Below are 16,359 nucleotides of genomic sequence, written 5' to 3'. Positions count from 1 at the left end.
GCCGTGGCGGGAAGCCCCGCCACGGCCGCGCCGCACGTCTCGCGTCCTACGCCTCGGCTCATGGTCCACTGCTCACGGCCCGCGGCGTACGGCTCACCGCCTCAGAACGTCAGCAGGGCCCACGAAGCACCCATCAGCGCCACACCCAGCAGCCCGAGCACCAGCGCCGTCCGCTTCATCCGCATCCCGCCGACGAAGACGAGCGCCGCAAGCACCAGCGAACCACCGAGCGGCAGCGCACCGTGAAGCGCACCCGACGGCCCCGTACGCACCGCCTCCTCCGTGCCCGGACGCAACGCCACCTGGAGCCGCTCACCGACCTTGCCCGACGCGGACTCGGCGACCTTCACCTTCTTCGGCTGCGAACTGCCGCCGGAAGCCGGGAGATACGTTCCGGTACACACCTCTTCGCCGCACTCCGCGATCCGCACCGTGCCCCGCTCGTCGCCCGTCAGCGCGGGCCCCGCCGTCTGCCACGACGTCCAGCCCCCGGCCACGACCAGCAGCAGCGCGACCAGGCTCAGCACGATGTTGCGCGTCAGCAGCAGCATTCCGAACATGCTCTCCCCGGCCCGGCGGGTACGGCTGCGCTTCGTTCTGACGGTGCCCGTGGAGGCGGTGCCCGTGGAGGAGGACGGCGAGGAGGACATGGCCGAGATCCTTGGGCAAACCCCCCGGAGGGTCAACCTCCGCATCCCGCTTGGACCGTAAAAGGCGGATGCGCCCGTCTCCTCCCGCCCAGCCCCGTGCCGTACGCGGCCGTTCCGGCCGGTCCCCGGGGCAACTCCCTCACGGACCTCAGGAGTTGTACGTGCTCTGCGCCCGCTCCAGACCGTCCAGCAGCAGCGACTCCACCGCATCCGCCGCACGGTCCGTGAAGTAGTCGAGCTCCTTGCGCTCCGCGGCGGAGAAGTCCTTCAGCACATAGTCCGCCACCGGCATACGGCCAGGAGGCCTGCCCACACCGAACCGCACCCGGAAATACCCGGGCCCCAGCGACTTCGTCAGCGACTTCAGCCCGTTGTGGCCGTTGTCGCCGCCGCCCTTCTTCAGACGCAGCTGCCCGAAGTCGATGTCCAGCTCGTCGTGCACGACGACGATCCGCTCCACCGGCACCTTGTAGAAGTCGCGCAGCGCCGTCACCGGACCACCCGAGAGATTCATGTACGACATCGGCTGCGCCAGGACCACCCGGCAGCCCGACGCCGAACCCGGCGCCCCGAAACGGCCCTCCAGCACACGCGAACGCGACTTGTGCGCCTTGAACTTCCCCCCGATGCGGGAAGCCAGCAGATCGGTGACGGCGAAACCGATGTTGTGCCGGTTGCCCTCGTAGGCCGGCCCAGGGTTGCCCAGCCCGACGACCAGCCAGGGGCCCGCCGCGCCCGTACCACCCGTACCGCTCGTACCACCCGTACCGGCGACAGTCGTCATGTGTGCGGTCCTTCAGAGTTCGGCGTGCAGCGTTCAGCAGGAACGGAACGACTGCCGCCGCGCTCCACCCGGCCGTGCAGCCAGGGAACGCGGCGGCAGTCGGAGAACAGACCCGTATCCGGAGGACCGGGTCACTCAGGGGCGACCTCGCTCGGGGCCTCCTCCTCGCCCTCGGTCTCCTCCTCGGGCTCCGGCTCCTCCGCCTGGGCCGCGAGCACCTGGATCACGACGTCGCTCTCCTCGACCGTCAGCGACGTACCCTTGGGCAGCTTGATCTCGCCGGCCGTGACCGAGTCACCCGCGTCCAGACCCTCGACGGACACCGTGACGGACTCCGGGATGTGCGTGGCCTCGGCCTCGACCGGCAGCGCCACCAGCACGTGCTCCAGCAGGTTCTGCCCGGGAGCCAGATCGCCCTCGACGTGGATCGGGATGTCCACGCTGACCTTCTCGCCACGGCGCACGATCAGCAGGTCCGCGTGGACCAGGAAGCCGCGGATCGCCTCACGCTGAACGGCCTTCGGAATGACGAGCTGCTTCTTGCCCTCGACGTCCAGGTGGATCAGGACGTTCGGCGTCTTCAGCGCCATCATCATGTCGTAGCTGGGCAGCGTCACGTGGACCGGGTCCTCACCGTGACCGTAGATCACCGCGGGAATCTTCTCCTCGCGGCGCAGACGACGAGCAGCGCCCTTGCCGAACTCGGAACGGATGCTCGCGGAAAGATTGACGTCAGCCATGCTGCGCTCCTCGCACTCGAAACGGATCCCGCATCTGGGGTGTCACTCGGTCCGTCCACGACAGACCGGCCACGCCGCAGAGCCGGCCACGGACGAACGCCGTGCGAACCCTGGCGAAGAGCGCGCGTCGATAACGGATGAGCCGGGACCGTACGACCAGCGCACGAACACGGCCTCCCTCGCCGAGCGACAACGGGAGTCTACGCGGCGACGCAGGCCGCGCGGAAATCGATCACGGAGCGGGACCTGAGCGGCGGGCCTGCCCCGGCGAGGCGGAGCGGGACGACCGGACGGGGCCGTCGGACGGAGCGGCCGGACGGGAGCGGCAGGGGCGGCGACCGGCCCGGGCGCCGGGCCCGCCCGGGCCGCCCCCTCCTCGACCTGCCCGTCTCCTCAGGCCTGCTCGTCGAAGAGGCTCGTCACCGAACCGTCCTCGAACACCTCACGCACCGCGCGAGCGATCGTCGGCGCCATCGACAACACCGTGATCTTGTCCAGATCCTGCTCACCCGGCGTCGGCAGCGTGTTCGTGAAGACGAACTCACTCACCTTCGAATTCTTCAGCCTGTCCGCCGCGGGACCCGACAGCACACCGTGCGTCGCGGTGACCATGACATCCTCCGCGCCGTTCGCGAACAGCGCGTCCGCCGCCGCACAGATCGTGCCGCCCGTGTCGATCATGTCGTCCACCAGGACACACACCCGGCCCTCGACGTCACCGACCACCTCGTGCACCGTCACCTGATTCGCGACCTCCGGATCACGGCGCTTGTGCACGATCGCCAGCGGAGCACCCAGCCGGTCCGCCCACCGGTCCGCAACCCGCACCCGGCCCGCGTCCGGCGAGACCACCGTCAGCTTGTCCCGGTCCACCTGCTCGCCCACATAGTCCGCGAGAACAGGCAACGCGAAAAGATGATCCACAGGACCGTCGAAGAAACCCTGAATCTGATCCGTGTGCAGATCCACTGTGAGAATCCGGTCCGCACCCGCCGTCTGCAGCAGATCCGCCATCAGCCGCGCCGAAATGGGCTCCCGGCCCCGGTGCTTCTTGTCCTGACGCGCATAACCGTAGAACGGGACGATCACCGTGATGCTGCGGGCAGAAGCACGCTTCAAAGCATCGATCATGATCAGCTGCTCCATGATCGACTTGTTGATCGGAGCCGTGTGGCTCTGCATCAGAAAGCAGTCGGCGCCACGCGCGGACTCCTGGAAGCGGACATAGATCTCGCCGTTCGCGAAGTCGAAAGTCTTGGTCGGGACCACACCGATACCCAGCTGATCCGCAACCTCCTCCGCCAGCTCGGGGTGGGCGCGGCCGGAGAAGAGCATCAGTTTCTTCTCGCCGGTCGTCTTGATCCCGGTCACTGCACCGTCTCCTTGAGTTCCGCGGGGCGTGCGTGTCACTTAACCGTACGCCCCGCCCCACGGCCCCGCGTACCCGGCTGGAGCCGTCGCCGCTCGTCAGCCACCCCGAGGGCCGTCGGCGCCCTCCCGGTCCGGCGCAGGCGCGGCACCCTTCGAAGCACCTTCCGCCGCGCTCTCCGCCGCCTGAGCCGCAGCGCTCCCCGGCCTCTTGCGCGCCACCCAGCCCTCGATATTGCGCTGTTGGCCACGCGCCACAGCGAGCGAACCCGGCGGCACATCCTTCGTGATCACCGAACCCGCCGCCGTATAGGCACCGTCCCCGACAGTGACCGGCGCCACAAACATGTTGTCCGCGCCCGTCTTGCAGTGCGAACCGATCGACGTACGGTGCTTGTTCTCACCGTCGTAATTCACGAACACCGTCGCCGCACCGATGTTGGTGTGATCGCCCACCGAGGCGTCACCCACATACGAAAGATGCGGAACCTTCGAGCCCTCGCCGATCTTCGCGTTCTTCAGCTCCACGAAACCGCCGGCCTTCGCCTTCACACCCAGCTTCGTACCGGGCCGCAAATACGTGAACGGGCCGACCTTCGCCCCGTCGCCGATCTCCGCACCCGACGCCACCGTGTTGCTCACCGACGCACCCGCACCCACGGCCGTATCCGCCAACTGCGAATTCGGGCCCACCTCGCAGCCCGACGACAAATGCGTCGAACCCGTCAACTGCGTGCCGGGCAGCACCGTCACGTCCTGCTCGTACGACACCGTCACGTCCAGCGACGTCGACGCCGGATCGACCACCGTCACACCCGCGAGCATCGCCCGCTCCAGCAGCCGGCCGTTCAGCAGACCCCGCGCCTCCGCAAGCTGCACACGGTTGTTGATCCCGAGGATCTCCCGGTGATCGCCCGCCACCGACGCACCCACACGGTGCCCGGCACTGCGCAGGATGCCGAGAACGTCCGTCAGATACTCCTCGCCCTGGCTGTTGTCCGTACGCACCTTGCCGAGCGCGTCCGTGAGCAGCTGCGCGTCGAAGGCGAACACCCCGGAATTGATCTCCGTGAGGGCCAGTTGCGCGGGCGTCGCGTCCTTGTGCTCGACGATCTCCGTCACCGCGCCGCCGGCCGGATCGCGCACGATGCGGCCGTAACCCGTCGAGTCCGGCACGTGTGCCGACAGCACCGTGACGGCGTTGCCGTCCGCGGAATGGGCGCCGGCCAACGCCTGAAGCGTCTCCCCGGTCAGCAGGGGCGTGTCCCCGCAGACGACGATCACCGTGCCGTCGAGCGCCACGCCGCTGCCCGACAGCTCCTCCAGGCCCATGCGGACCGCGTGGCCGGTGCCGTTCTGCTCGTGCTGCACCGCCGTGCGCACGTCGGCGTCCACGTCGGCGAGGTGCGCGGTCACCTGCTCGCGCGCGTGACCGACCACGACGACGAGATGCTCGGGGGAGAGGCTGCGGGACGCCGCGACGACATGGCCGAGAAGGGAACGGCCGCAGATCTCGTGCAGAACCTTGGGCGTCGCCGACTTCATGCGGGTGCCCTCACCCGCTGCGAGTACGACGACGGCTGCCGGGCGGTTGGCGCTCACGGGGGTGCCCTTCGGCTACGGGGTCAGGGGGAACACCCGCAGGATACCGGTGGGTTACGGAGTGGCCCGGATCCGGACACGAGAGCGGCCCCTGACCTCGGGGGAGGCCGGGGGCCGGATTCGAACCTTGAGCTCCCGGGGGAGGATTCGAACCCCCATCTTTGGTACCAAAAACCAAGGACTTGCCCTTAGTCGACCCGGGATTGACTTATGCCCGATTCGCCCTCTCCGGTGTTTCGGGCTCCACATACTATGCCTGACCAACAGCCCTCGATGCGACGGTACAGATCAGCACCTTTCAGAACCCGGATGACGAGGCACCCTCGGTACTCGGCACCCACGTTCTATCGGACGGTCTTCGGGTTGTGCCGCTTAAGGGTCGTCTTGCCGAACTGTGTGACGTCCCTGCTGACCAGATCCGCCCAGTAGCGCTCGGCTGCTCCGACGTCGGCGGACTCGTGGATCATCACCGAGAAACGGAGGCGTTCGGCGGTCACGCCCGTCAAGGAGAGCCAGGCGAGATAGACCTTGATCATGTCCCGATCGCTGTTGATGAACGTGACCTTCTCCCGGGGGTCGTGCGCCTTTCTCTTGGTTCCCTCTGCCCAGTAGAGCCCCACGCCGATGAGGAACAGTTCCCGGTCGGTCAGCGTGCCGACCTCCTGCTTCGCGGCCTCCCTCGCCTCCTTTCGCGCCCTGTCGCGGGCCGCCCGGTGCGGCGCCCAGCGTGCCTCGCGCATCGCATGCATCCGCTCCGGCGATGGGCGGGGCTTGGGCAGGTCCCGCACCCACAGGGACACCGAGCTCTTCGCCACCCCCAGTTCCGCCACGATTTCGTCGTACGTCCTGCCCGCCCGCCGCAGATCCCGGGCGCGGGCCTTCAGTTCGGGTTTCGCTTGCACCATGCCGGAAGCTTGCGCGATGTCCGTGGCGGTGTGCGGTGAAAACAGGTGCTATTCGCCAGTTCGAGTGGGGAACGAGCGTTTTCGTTGTGCATCCCGCCTGCGCTTGCTGTTGAGCGGAATGTTGGGTTCCGGCGACGGAGTGTTCGGGTCCTGTACGAGCCGGAAAAGAGCTTGGCGCCCGGTCGTACGCTGGTCGGTATGACCGAGACGGGGGACAGGGAGACCGTCGGCGGGCCTTGGTGGTGGAAGCGCCGGCGGAGCGCCGTGCTGGACATCGGCCTCGCCGTGGCGTCCGCCGCGGAGTGCGCCGTACAGGGCGTGAACTTCGCAGGTGACGCCGGGTTGCCGGCGGCGGCCGGTGTGGTTCTCGGGGTGGTGGCGGGGTCGATGCTGGTGCTGCGCCGGCGGTGGCCGATCGCGGTCGTGCTGGTGTCCATCGCGCTGTCGCCGGCGGAGATGGGGTTCCTGCTCGGTTTCGTCGGGCTCTACAGCCTCGCGGTCGCCGCCGATGTGCCGCGCCGGATCACGGTGCTGCTGACGGGCATGCAGGCGGCCGCTGCCGTGATCATCACGCTCATACGGATGCACCAGAGCATCGGCCAGGACGCGGGGTTCAATCCGCCGTCGTGGTTCATTCCGTTGATGTCCGTGGTGCTGGCGATCGTGCTGACGGCGCCGCCGGTGCTGATGGGCCTGTACGTGGGCGCGCGCCGGCGTCTCGTGGAGTCGCTGGAGGAGCGGGCGGACGGTCTGGAGCGGGAGTTGGCGCTGCTGGCGGACCGCGCCGAGGAGCGTGCGGAGTGGGCGCGCAGCGAGGAGCGGACGCGGATCGCGCGGGAGATGCACGACGTGGTGGCGCACCGGGTGAGCCTGATGGTGGTGCATGCGGCCGCGCTGCAGGCGGTGGCGTTGAAGGATCCGGAGAAGGCGTCGAAGAACGCCGCTGTGGTGGGTGACATGGGGCGGCAGGCGCTGACGGAGCTGCGGACGATGCTGGGGGTGCTGCGTTCGCACGAGGTCGGTCCGGGGGGTTCGGGTTCCGGGTCAGGTTCTGGTTCGGGGGGTGCGTCGGTGCGGCTGGCGGAGTTCGCGGTGGCTGCGGCGGGGTCGGCCCGGGACGACGGGCGTGACGGGGGCCGGGAGGGGGCGTCGCGTAAGGCAGGTGCCCTGGGTGGTCCGGGCGCGGCTGCGGGTGCTGCCGGTGCGGGAGCCGTGTCCGGTGCGGCGGGTCCGCACGGTCCGCACGGTCCGGCCGGCCCGCATGGTCCGGCCGGGGCGGCGGCGGAGGAGTCGGGTGCGGGTGAGGGGCCGTTCCTGTCGGAGCTGGATGCGCTGGTGGGGCAGTCGCGGGAGGCGGGGATGTCCGTGGAGCTCTCGGTGGACGGTACGTCGCGTGGTTACGGGGCGGGGGTGGAGCAGACCGCGTTCCGTGTGGTGCAGGAGGCGCTGACGAATGTGCACAAGCATGCGCCGGGTGCCAGTACGAGGGTGCGGTTGGCGCATCGCGAGGCGGAGGTCGCGGTGCAGGTCGAGAACGAGCGTCCGGCCGACGGTGACGGTGCGGGCGGTGCGGGGCTGCCGAGCGGCGGCAACGGCCTGGTGGGGATGGAGGAGCGGGTGACGGCGCTCGGTGGGGGGTTCGTGTCTGGGCCGACGGATGCCGGGGGGTTCCGGGTGTCCGCGGTGATTCCGGCCGGGCGGTCGGCGGCTGCCGGTCCGGACGGGGCGGGTCTGCGCTAGGTCCGGCGGGTCAGGTGGGTCCGGGTCCGGTGGTTCGGGCAGGTCGGGCAGGTCGGCAGGTTCAGTACGTCCGGACGGGGCGGGCCTGCGCTAGGGCGTGTCCGGCCGCCGGCCCGGGTTCAGGGGCCCGCCGGGGTGGCTTCCGGGTCCGTGCCCGGGGTGGCGTCGGGCGGTCTGGTGAGCCGTTCGGGCCTGCTGCCGGTGAGGAGGGCCGCGAGGGCGGTGTCGAAGTCGCGCCCGAGGTACCAGTCGCCGGTGTGGTCGAGGCTGTAGACGCGTGCGTCGGTGTCGATGGCGAGCAGGGCCGCGTCGGCTCCGTCGGTGCCGAGGGGGCAGATCCGGGTGCGCAGCGCGCGGCCGAGGTCGGCGAGGGTGCGGGCGGCGTGGAGGGCGTGCAGGGGGTCGATGTGCACGCCGGCGGGTGCGATGTTGCGGCCGGGTCCTGTCGGGGCGATCGGCAGGTTGCCGAATTCGGCCCAGACTTCGACGGCTGCGGGGAGGACGGCGTGGCGGTGTCCGCCGGGGGAGATGTGGCCGCGGAGGGTGTCGGCCCACTCCTCGGCCTGGCGCATGTCCCACCGTCCGGGCTGCCAGCCGGCGGTGCGCAGTGCGTCGTCGACGGCGACGGGGAAGCGGGTGGTGGATGTGCGCCGGTCGGTGGGCCGGTTCACCGGGGTGCCTTTTCGCCCGCGGTGCCGGGGTCGACGGGGCGTACGCCGAAGTGGGTGAGGAGTGCGCCGCATGCGTGGCAGGGCGGGGCGTAGCTGCCGTGCAGGGGGTCGCCGTGCTCGCGGATGTGGCGGGCGGTGAGTTTCGCGTTCTTGAGGGTGCGCCGGGCTTCGCTGTGGGTGAGGGGCCGGGGTTTGCCGCTGCCCGTACGGCGGCTGCCGCGCTTGGCGGCGCGTGCGGTCTCGGTGGTGGTGAGGTAGCGGGAGATCAGGACGGTCTCGGGGCAGCGGCCGGTGTGGCGGGCGCGGTGTTCGGTGGTGAGGGTGTCGAGGAAGTCCTGGACGAGGGGGTGGGGTGCGGGTGGCTGGTCGCCCTTGTTTCCGGTGGAGGTGAGGGTCCGGCCGCGTACGGAGAGGGCGGCGGCGACTGCGGGGAGGATTCCGTCGCGTCGCTCGTGGAGCGGGGGTGTGGTGTCGTCGGGTGCGCTGGTCCAGCCGACGCGGGGGTCGTCGTGCGTGCGGGGCGTGCCCGTGGCGGCGGATGCGGCGGATGTGCCCGTCGCGGCGGATGCGCGGGGTCCGTGCCCGCTGTCCGTGCCGGCGGCCGGGTCTGCCGGTGCGGTGGACGCCGGGGAATTGAGCGATGCGGTGTTCATGTGGTGGTTCCTCCCCGCACGGCCCCTTCTGCCGTTTGTGCGTGGTGTGTGCTGTGTGCCGGGCCAAGTATGCAGTGTGGGGGGCGAGTCGATCATGCCAGTGGGCATGTCATGGGGATGTGATGGTTTCCGAAGTGGGGTGAGTCCAGGGGTGGTGGGCCGGGGCAGTTGGGGTCAGCATCTGGCGTACATCGTTCTTTTCGAGGCAGGAGTTCCGTGATGGGCCGCACCTCTGTTCGTTGTCGCAGTGATGGTGACCGACACAGTCGCACGTGTGGTCGCAGGGGTAGTCGTCTCGGTGTGCGTGTCCGGCGTGCGCTCGGTGTGGCGGTGGTCGTGCCGGTGCTGGCCGTTGCGGCTGTCGCGTGCAGTGGCGGTGGTGACGCCGGCGGCGACGGGGGCGGGAAGAAGGAGGACGGCAAGGAGCAGGGGACCGGCGGCGGTTCCGGTGACGGCGGCGGCGAGAGCGCCGGCGGCGGTGACGGCGGGAACGGCTCCGGGGGCGGCGTCGGGCCGCTGGACCAGAAGCAGTTGAACGAGGCGCTGCTCAAGTCCGGTGACGTGAAGGGCTATCGGGCGCAGCGCAACAAGGAGGACGCGCTGCCCGAGCAGAACACGCTGGAGTCGGACGATCCGCGGTGCGCCCCGATCACCGATGTGGTGGATTCCGAGCCGGAGCATGAGCGCAAGGCGTACACGAGCGGTGTGCTGATGAAAGGTTCCCTCAGCACGGGGGGTGCGGTGCAGCAGGTGCTGCTGTCCTCGTACGCGGCGGGCGAGGCCGAGAAGTGGCTCGCGGAGCTGAAGAAGGCGCTGAGCGGCTGCAGTTCGTTCACGGGGCAGATCGGCACGGGGGAGGAGACGCGGCTTCGGATCAAGCCGGGTGAGGCCGTGGGCGTCGGGGACGATTCGGTGCGGTTCACGATGGAGGACGCGAAGGGGAAGGACTCTCCGACGGTCTTCACCATCGTCCGTACGGGTGCCAACACGGCGTCGTTCATGTCGGTTTCTCTGTCGGGCGAGCCGCAGGCGGTGGCCAGGTCCCTGGTGGAGAAGCAGCACGAGAAGCTGACGGACGCGGCGGAGAACTAGGCGGGGAACAGGGGGCGAACGGGCCGCGGGAACCGGACCGCGGAACCGGGCCCGGAACCAGGCCGGGAACCGGGCGGCCCGGCCGAACGGCCTTCGCCCGGGCGGCAGTCGGTACGGGTGCTCCGCCTGCGGCATCCCGCGCGTACGGGGTGATCGTCCGCACCCGCCCGTGCGGTGCCCGGTGGCCGACGTACCGCATAGGCTGTCCCGAGTCAGCCAGATGTTCAGCAGGGGGCTTCCGCCATGACGACAGGCCGGATCGAGGGGGCACGCCCCCACGCTTCGCCGACGACGGCCGCGCCGCCCAACCGGGCCTATGCCGGACAGATCGTGAGCTTCCCCGATCCCGTGCGGGCCGCCCGTCACCCCGGCGGGGTACGGGTCGACGAGCACGGCCTGCCCGTCTTCGCTCCGTACGCGCGTGCCGCCGCCGAGATCGCGGAGCCGCCGGAGGGCTTCGGCGGCGACGAACTGCGGCTGACGGACTACGTGTCGGCGAACGCCGCGCTGCACGCCTCGGGTCACGAACTGTGGGCGGATCTGTCCCCGGTGGCCACTCCGCACGGCTGGACGTGGCATCACGTGCCGTTCTGCCGCCGCATGGAGCTGATCCCCGTCGAGGTGAAGGTGCTGCTGCGGCATCACGGCGGTCTGGCGACGGCGAACGTCGATCACGCCAAGGGCGGTACGCGGCCGTTGCAGGACACCAGGCCCGTGCACTTCGAGGTGCCGCACTCGGTCGCGGTGACCGAGTCGCAGGTGCTGGAGGTCGAGGAGCGGCTGGGGTACGGACTTCCCGGCGCCTACCGGGCGTTCCTGAAGGCCGCGGGCGGCTGCGCGCCGCGCGGGGTGGCGCTGGACGCCGAGTTGGGGCTGCTGGTCGACCAGCCGTTCTTCACCGTGCGTGAGGACGCCGCGGTCAACGACCTCGTCTACATCAACAAGTGTCTGCGCGACCACTTCACCAAGGACTTCCTCGGGGTGGGCTTCGTGCAGGGCGGTCTGATCGCGGTGAAGGTGAAGGGCGAGTCCGTCGGATCGGTGTGGTTCTGCGCCTTCGACGACGCGCGCGACCAGGACGGGCTGGACGTACAGGCCCGCGTGGAGAGGCTGATGCGGCCGTGCGGCGCGGACTTCGACGAGTTCCTGCTGCGGCTCGCGGGCAGTCCGCCGGAGCTGGAGACCGTGGCGAACCTGATGGTGGACGGCGGCTTCGCACGTGCGGTCCAGGTGTGAGGCCGGCGTTGAGGGTTGGGGAGTGAGCGCGCGATGGTGACCTTCGCACAGGCTCAGGAGCGCGCGGAGCGCTGGGTCAACGGCGACGTGCCGGCCGAACGGCACAGTGAGGTGCGGGTGCGGGAGTTCGACCTGGGCTTCGTGGCCTGGGCGGAGCCTCCCGGCGGGCCCGGCTCCGAAGTGACGCGTGCGCGGCTGGTGATAGCGCGGGACAGCGGCGACACGACGCTGTGGCCGGGGCTGCCGGTCGGCGAGATCATCCGCCGCTACGAGGAGGAGTACGGCCCGACCGAGGTGCCTGCCGCTCCTGCCGGCGCGTCCGCGCCGCAGCGGCTGGACCTGGAGGCCACGTCGTTCCTGCTGACCCCGCCGGAGTGGCTGCAGCAGGCAGCCGACCAGATGGGCATCCCGGACCGGCGGAGCACGGGTGCGGGTGCCGGCCGTGCCGGGGCCTCCGCGAGTGCGTCAGCGGCGGCGGGGTCCAGCCCGTGGGACGCGGCGGACACCAGCAGTTCGGGTGGCGGCGAGGCACAGTCGCCGCCCGCGACGGTCTTCGCGCCGCCCCTGTCCGGCGACCCGGCGTCGGCGGACGCCAAGACGGAACTGATGCCCGAGGGCCCCGTCCTGCCGTCCACCGCGGTGTCGCCCGCTGTGGAGGGCACGGACCAGCCGGCACCGGGACAGCAGGGACAGGCATCGGGCCAGGCGCCCGGTCAGGCTCACGGTCCCGGCCTGCCTCCGCCGCCCCCCATGCCGCCCGACGCACCGGCACCGCCGCCCGGCCAGGGCCCCGGCGGCGACAGCAGCGGCGGTGGCAGTGGCGGTGGCGTGCACCATGCGGCGACGATGCTGGCGGACCCGTCGCAGGGCGGCGCCGCCGGAATCGGCACGCCCCCGCCTCCGCCCGGTCCGCCCGGTCCGCCCGGAGCGGTGGGTGCCGGTGCCGGTGCCGACGCGGATACGGGCCGGGCGCCCGCGGGCGGCTCCGCAGCGGGACGGCCCTCGCGGGGCGGCGGACCGTCCGTACCGCCGCCTCCCGGCGCACCGGGCACACCCGGCGCCAGGCCCGGAGAAGCGGGCACCGGTTCGGCGCCCGGTGCGCCCGGTTCGCCCGCCCCTGCGTCCGGACCGTCCGGCCCGGGATACGTGCCGACGCAGATGGTCTCCGCCGACGAGGTGGCACAGCTCCGCGACAGCGGCCCCGGCGACAGCCCGGGTGCTCCCGGCACGCCTCCGCCGCCACCCGCTGCGCCCGGCGCACCCGGCACCGGCGGCGACGACGTGCACCACGCCGCGACGATGCTGGCGTCCCCGGGGCCGCCCCCGTCCTCGGGCGGCCCGGGCACACCGCCGCCTCCCGGTCCTCCCGGTCCTCCCGGTCCTCCCGCCCCGCCGCCTCCCGCGCCCGGGGCTCCGGCCGGTGCGGCTCCGGCCGGTGCCCCTCCGCAGGGATACGGCTTCCCTCAGCAGGGGCCGCCCGCCGGTCCGCCGCCCGCCGTGCCCGCGGGGCCCGGCGCCCCCGCGCCGCCCGCGTACGGCTATCCGCAGCAGCAGGCGCCGCCCTCCGGTGTGCCCACCGTCGGCCCCGGCTACATGGCGGTGCTCCGCTACCGCGCGCCGGACGGCTCGGAGCAGCAGCTGATCAGGCGCTCCGCCCCCGGCACCCCGCACCCGGAGTGGCAGATCCTGCACGAGCTGCGGAACATGAACGTGCCTCCGCAGCAAGTGGTGGAGCTGCACACCGAGTTGGAGTCCTGCGAGCTGCCCGGCGGCTACTGCGCCCGCATGATCCGCGAGACGTGGCCGCAGGTACGGGTCACGCACACCGCCCCGTACGGACGCGACCACACCTCCCGTCAGCAGGGCATGCGTCATCTCCTGGAGCACCAGGGCGAGTTGCACCAGGTCGCCGACGGACCGGCCCGGCCGGCCCCGTTCCGGGTGCCGCTGCCGCCGCAGCACCAGATCCCGCCCGTGCCTCCGGTGCCGCCGGACGCCATAGGGCATGAGCTGCTTCAGGCGTTCGGGCCGCAGGCCGTCTTCCGCTTCGACCAGCACGCCGTCTCGCGGCAGGGCGTGCCCGACATCGTCGGGCAGACGCTGGTGTGGGCCGGGCTGCCGGTGGACGTCGGCCCGTTCTTCTGGGGGCAGACGCAGCCGGGCCGTCCGGTGCCGACGCTGGCCGAGCTGGCGCAGGAGCGGGGCGTGCAGCCCGGTGCCGACGCGGGCTCGTACCTGGTGATGGGCAACGACTTCGGCAAGCAGATGTGCGTGCAGTACGGCACCGCGAACATCGTTGCCGTACCGCTGGAGGGAGGCCCCGAAGGGCAGCCCGCGCAGCCGCAGTTCGTCAGCACCGGGCTGCCCGAGTTCGTACGGGCGCTGGCGCTGCTCGGCCGGATGTGGCCGCTGCGGTACGGGCTGACGCAGGAGCAGGCGGGTCGCTGGACGGTCGATTTCCAGGCTCAGCTCGCCGCGCTGGACCCGGCGGCGCTCGCCTCGCCGGAGAACTGGTGGGCCGTGCTGCTGGAGCAGATGTGGGACGGGCTGTTCTAGGCCGGGTCGGCAGCGCCCCTCCGCTTCCGCTCCGCCACCTCGAATCCGCCCGCGACAGCGGTTGGTCGAGCCCCGGCTGACGCGGCGCACGGCCCTCGCGGCGCGGCCGCGCGCCCTGCGCCGCGCCCGTCCGAAATGCGATGGCCGCCGTTCCGGCACCGCACTACCTTGCCGCTGTGGATGCCTTCTCACGCTCCTGGACGGCGCTGCTCGCCGCGGTCGCCGAGCTCACGGACGAGGACTTCGGGCGGCCGTCCGGCTGCGCCGGCTGGCTCGTACGCGACCTCGTGTGCCACCTCGTCATCGACGCGCAGGACGTGCTGATCACCCTCGTCACCCCCGTCGCGGGGGAGGCGACCGCCGACGCGGCGGCCTACTGGAGCGTCGAGGACCGGCCGCCGACGGGCGATGACCCGCTGGACGCGCTGACCGTCCGGCTGGCCGCCGCCTACGAGGACCCGCGCCTGCTCAAGTTCCACTTGGACGACGTCGGTTCCGCCGCCGGACGTGCCGCGCGGCTGGCCGACCCCGGCGTCCGGGTGGGCACCCAGGACATGGTCCTCACCGTGGGGGACTACCTCGGCGCGTACGTCCTGGAATGGACGCTGCACCACCTCGACCTGATCGCTCACCTCCCGGACGCGGCGGATCCCCCCGCGGAGGGTCTGTCCCGGTCCCGCGCGCTGCTGGAAGAGATCGCCGGTGCCCCGTTCCCGGCGTCGTTCACCGACAAGGACGCACTTCTGGCCGGCACCGGCCGCCGGGCGCCGACCGGCGCGGAGAAGGCCGCACTCGGCGAACTGGCGGCGAGAGTGCCGCTGTTCCTCGGCTGAGACGGCCGGCGGGGCGCCGGAGGGCGGGCAGGCGGACCGGGTGCGACGTCCACACCGTTCACCCTGCGGGGCGGAAGCCGGTCCCGCCGTACGTCACTCGCACGGATGGTCCGCGGCGCCCGTGAGGTGACGGGCTGCGCGATCACCGTCGCGCGTGCATCGCCGCTGGTGCCGCGCACGATCCCCGGCGACTTCGAACCCGTGCGGCCCGCTCCAGGGGGCAGGACGCGGCCTTCGTGACGCACTCGGATGGAGTGTCGCGCTATGACCGCTTCGCTCTCATCGAGAAGGATGTTCCTCCGCCATTGAGTGTGTTGCTGAGGTAAGGGGCTCGACATGGGTGCGTCGCCGCATGCGTTCGCTGTTGTACGGGGCCGCGGCTACCGGCCCGAGCAGGTCGACCGGGCGATGGCCGTGCTGATCGGGCAGCAGGAGGAGGACCGCGGGCGCATGGCCGAACTGGCCGCGCTCGAGACGGAACTGACCGCGGAGGCCGAGCGGTTGCGGGGGATCGCGGAGTCGCTGCCGCCGCAGACGTACGAATGCCTGGGCGACCGTGCCCGGCGGCTGCTGGCGCTGGCCGAGGACGAGGCCGCGGACGTACGGGAGGCGACCGGCGCCGACGTCGCACGGACCCGGGCGGAGGCCGAGGCGCACGCCGAGGCCGTCCGTGCCGCCGCGGAGGAGGAAGCGGAGCTGCTGCGGGCGGAGGCGGCCGCCGCCGCTGCCCGCAGGATCGAGGCGGCACGCAGCGAGGCCGAGGCCGTGCAGGCAGCCGCGCGGGAGGCCGCGCGGCAGACGCGTACCGAGGCGGACGAGGCGCTCCGGGAGACGGAGGCGCACTGCGCGGGGGCGCTGGCCGAGCAGGAGCGGGCGCAGGCGGCCGAGTCGGAGGAAGCTGAGCGTGAACTCGCCGAGCGCAGACGGGCCGTCGAGGCGTACGTCGGTGAACTGGCCGATCGAGGCGAGGAGTTGCTGGAGGCGGCCCGGCAGGAGCGTGCCGGGGCCGAGGAGGACGCGCGGCGCTGGCAGGAGGAGGCGCAGGCGCGGGGCGGGAAGCTGCGCGCCGGGGCACGGGTGCGGGCGGAGGCCGTCGAGCGGGAGACCGAGCGGGTGCTGGGCGAACACGCCGAGCACGCGGCCGAGATGAGGCGGCACATGGCGCGGGTGCGCAGCACCCTGGCGGCGCTGACGGGGCGGTCGGGGCGGCAGGCACAGGTGCCCGGGACCGGGGCGGACGGGGCGGACGGCACGGAGAGCGCCGGGAGCGCGAAGGGAGCGGACGGGGAGACCTCCGGCGCTGCCGAATTCGTCACCGTCCCAGGGCAGGTCAGGGGCCGCGGCCGCTGAGCATCCGTACCGGTCCGTCCGTACCGTTGCGTCCGTACCGGTCCGTCCGCCTGAAGTCCCCGCGTCCGCCGGGGACTTCGGTCGTTTTCCGGCACCGTGACGCGATGTGCCGGGACGCCGCGACGCCGCGACGCCGGGACGCCGGCCCCGCCGGGAGGCCGGGACCGGGCAGCCGGCGC

At 71.9% G+C, this 16,359-nt stretch carries 13 protein-coding genes, 1 tRNA gene and 1 pseudogene; 6 read left to right on the top strand and 9 right to left on the bottom strand.

The annotated features are described in order from the left end of the window. Window positions 1-101: 101 nt before the first annotated feature. The 7 genes and pseudogenes from AN215_RS15010 to AN215_RS14980 form a co-directional block, all read right to left on the bottom strand. Window positions 102-650 carry a hypothetical protein gene (locus AN215_RS15010; RefSeq protein WP_070013423.1) on the bottom strand — a complete coding sequence of 183 codons (549 nt, stop codon included), beginning with the start codon at window positions 648-650 and terminating at the stop codon, window positions 102-104. A 148-nt stretch (window positions 651-798) separates the two neighbouring features. Continuing rightward, a complete protein-coding gene (gene pth, locus AN215_RS15005) occupies window positions 799-1,434 on the bottom strand; it encodes an aminoacyl-tRNA hydrolase (protein WP_070013424.1) in 636 nt (211 codons plus the stop codon). Between the two features lie 131 nt (window positions 1,435-1,565). Continuing rightward, window positions 1,566-2,174, bottom strand: a complete 609-nt coding sequence (locus AN215_RS15000; protein WP_070013425.1) for a 50S ribosomal protein L25/general stress protein Ctc — start codon at window positions 2,172-2,174, stop codon at window positions 1,566-1,568. A gap of 393 nt (window positions 2,175-2,567) precedes the next feature. After that, window positions 2,568-3,545 (bottom strand): ribose-phosphate diphosphokinase, encoded by a 978-nt coding sequence (locus AN215_RS14995; RefSeq protein WP_070013426.1) that lies wholly within the window; start codon window positions 3,543-3,545, stop codon window positions 2,568-2,570. 96 nt (window positions 3,546-3,641) lie between these two features. After that, window positions 3,642-5,144 (bottom strand): bifunctional UDP-N-acetylglucosamine diphosphorylase/glucosamine-1-phosphate N-acetyltransferase GlmU, encoded by a 1,503-nt coding sequence (glmU, locus tag AN215_RS14990; protein WP_070013430.1) that lies wholly within the window; start codon window positions 5,142-5,144, stop codon window positions 3,642-3,644. Window positions 5,145-5,276: 132 nt separating this feature from the next. Further along, window positions 5,277-5,347: transfer RNA gene (locus tag AN215_RS14985), tRNA-Gln, on the bottom strand. Window positions 5,348-5,352: 5 nt separating this feature from the next. Next, window positions 5,353-6,040, bottom strand: a pseudogene (locus tag AN215_RS14980) (hypothetical protein); the annotation flags it as partial. A gap of 207 nt (window positions 6,041-6,247) precedes the next feature. Here AN215_RS14980 and AN215_RS14975 point away from each other — a divergent pair. Further along, a complete protein-coding gene (locus AN215_RS14975; protein WP_070013432.1) occupies window positions 6,248-7,789 on the top strand; it encodes a sensor histidine kinase in 1,542 nt (513 codons plus the stop codon). A gap of 119 nt (window positions 7,790-7,908) precedes the next feature. Here the strand turns inward: AN215_RS14975 and AN215_RS14970 are convergent, their stop codons facing one another. After that, window positions 7,909-8,460 (bottom strand): SUKH-3 domain-containing protein, encoded by a 552-nt coding sequence (locus AN215_RS14970; protein ID WP_070013433.1) that lies wholly within the window; start codon window positions 8,458-8,460, stop codon window positions 7,909-7,911. Continuing rightward, window positions 8,457-9,113 carry a YwqJ-related putative deaminase gene (locus AN215_RS14965; protein WP_079123063.1) on the bottom strand — a complete coding sequence of 219 codons (657 nt, stop codon included), beginning with the start codon at window positions 9,111-9,113 and terminating at the stop codon, window positions 8,457-8,459. The genes AN215_RS14970 and AN215_RS14965 overlap by 4 nt, the downstream gene beginning before the upstream one ends. 300 nt (window positions 9,114-9,413) lie before the next feature. Between AN215_RS14965 and AN215_RS14960 the strand changes: the two genes are divergently transcribed. The 5 genes from AN215_RS14960 (at window position 9,414) to AN215_RS14940 (ending at window position 16,180) form a co-directional block, all read left to right on the top strand. After that, window positions 9,414-10,205 (top strand): hypothetical protein, encoded by a 792-nt coding sequence (locus AN215_RS14960; RefSeq protein WP_070013434.1) that lies wholly within the window; start codon window positions 9,414-9,416, stop codon window positions 10,203-10,205. A 243-nt stretch (window positions 10,206-10,448) separates the two neighbouring features. Further along, window positions 10,449-11,441: an SMI1/KNR4 family protein gene (locus AN215_RS14955; protein ID WP_070013435.1), complete on the top strand. Its 993-nt coding sequence runs from the start codon at window positions 10,449-10,451 to the stop codon at window positions 11,439-11,441. 33 nt (window positions 11,442-11,474) lie between these two features. Further along, window positions 11,475-13,997 carry an SUKH-4 family immunity protein gene (locus AN215_RS14950; RefSeq protein WP_070031186.1) on the top strand — a complete coding sequence of 841 codons (2,523 nt, stop codon included), beginning with the start codon at window positions 11,475-11,477 and terminating at the stop codon, window positions 13,995-13,997. A gap of 176 nt (window positions 13,998-14,173) precedes the next feature. Beyond that, window positions 14,174-14,830 carry a maleylpyruvate isomerase N-terminal domain-containing protein gene (locus AN215_RS14945; RefSeq protein ID WP_070013927.1) on the top strand — a complete coding sequence of 219 codons (657 nt, stop codon included), beginning with the start codon at window positions 14,174-14,176 and terminating at the stop codon, window positions 14,828-14,830. Between the two features lie 336 nt (window positions 14,831-15,166). Next, window positions 15,167-16,180 (top strand): hypothetical protein, encoded by a 1,014-nt coding sequence (locus AN215_RS14940; RefSeq protein ID WP_070013437.1) that lies wholly within the window; start codon window positions 15,167-15,169, stop codon window positions 16,178-16,180. The last annotated feature ends 179 nt before the right edge of the window (window positions 16,181-16,359 follow it).

Origin of the sequence: Streptomyces abyssalis, from assembly GCF_001751365.1 — a bacterium.
GTDB lineage: Bacteria > Actinomycetota > Actinomycetes > Streptomycetales > Streptomycetaceae > Streptomyces > Streptomyces abyssalis.
Note: the sequence above shows the minus strand (reverse complement) of the source record. Positions and strands in the feature narration are given on the sequence as shown.

Bases quoted from the DNA above. Each gene is read 5' to 3' on its own strand.
- AN215_RS15010 (WP_070013423.1), bottom strand. From the start codon at position 650: ATGTCCTCCTCGCCGTCCTCCTCCACGGGCACCGCCTCCACGGGCACC.
- pth (WP_070013424.1), bottom strand. From the start codon at position 1,434: ATGACGACTGTCGCCGGTACGGGTGGTACGAGCGGTACGGGTGGTACG.
- AN215_RS15000 (WP_070013425.1), bottom strand. From the start codon at position 2,174: ATGGCTGACGTCAATCTTTCCGCGAGCATCCGTTCCGAGTTCGGCAAG.
- AN215_RS14975 (WP_070013432.1), top strand. From the start codon at position 6,248: ATGACCGAGACGGGGGACAGGGAGACCGTCGGCGGGCCTTGGTGGTGG.
- AN215_RS14965 (WP_079123063.1), bottom strand. From the start codon at position 9,113: ATGAACACCGCATCGCTCAATTCCCCGGCGTCCACCGCACCGGCAGAC.
- AN215_RS14955 (WP_070013435.1), top strand. From the start codon at position 10,449: ATGACGACAGGCCGGATCGAGGGGGCACGCCCCCACGCTTCGCCGACG.
- AN215_RS14950 (WP_070031186.1), top strand. From the start codon at position 11,475: ATGGTGACCTTCGCACAGGCTCAGGAGCGCGCGGAGCGCTGGGTCAAC.
- AN215_RS14940 (WP_070013437.1), top strand. From the start codon at position 15,167: ATGGGTGCGTCGCCGCATGCGTTCGCTGTTGTACGGGGCCGCGGCTAC.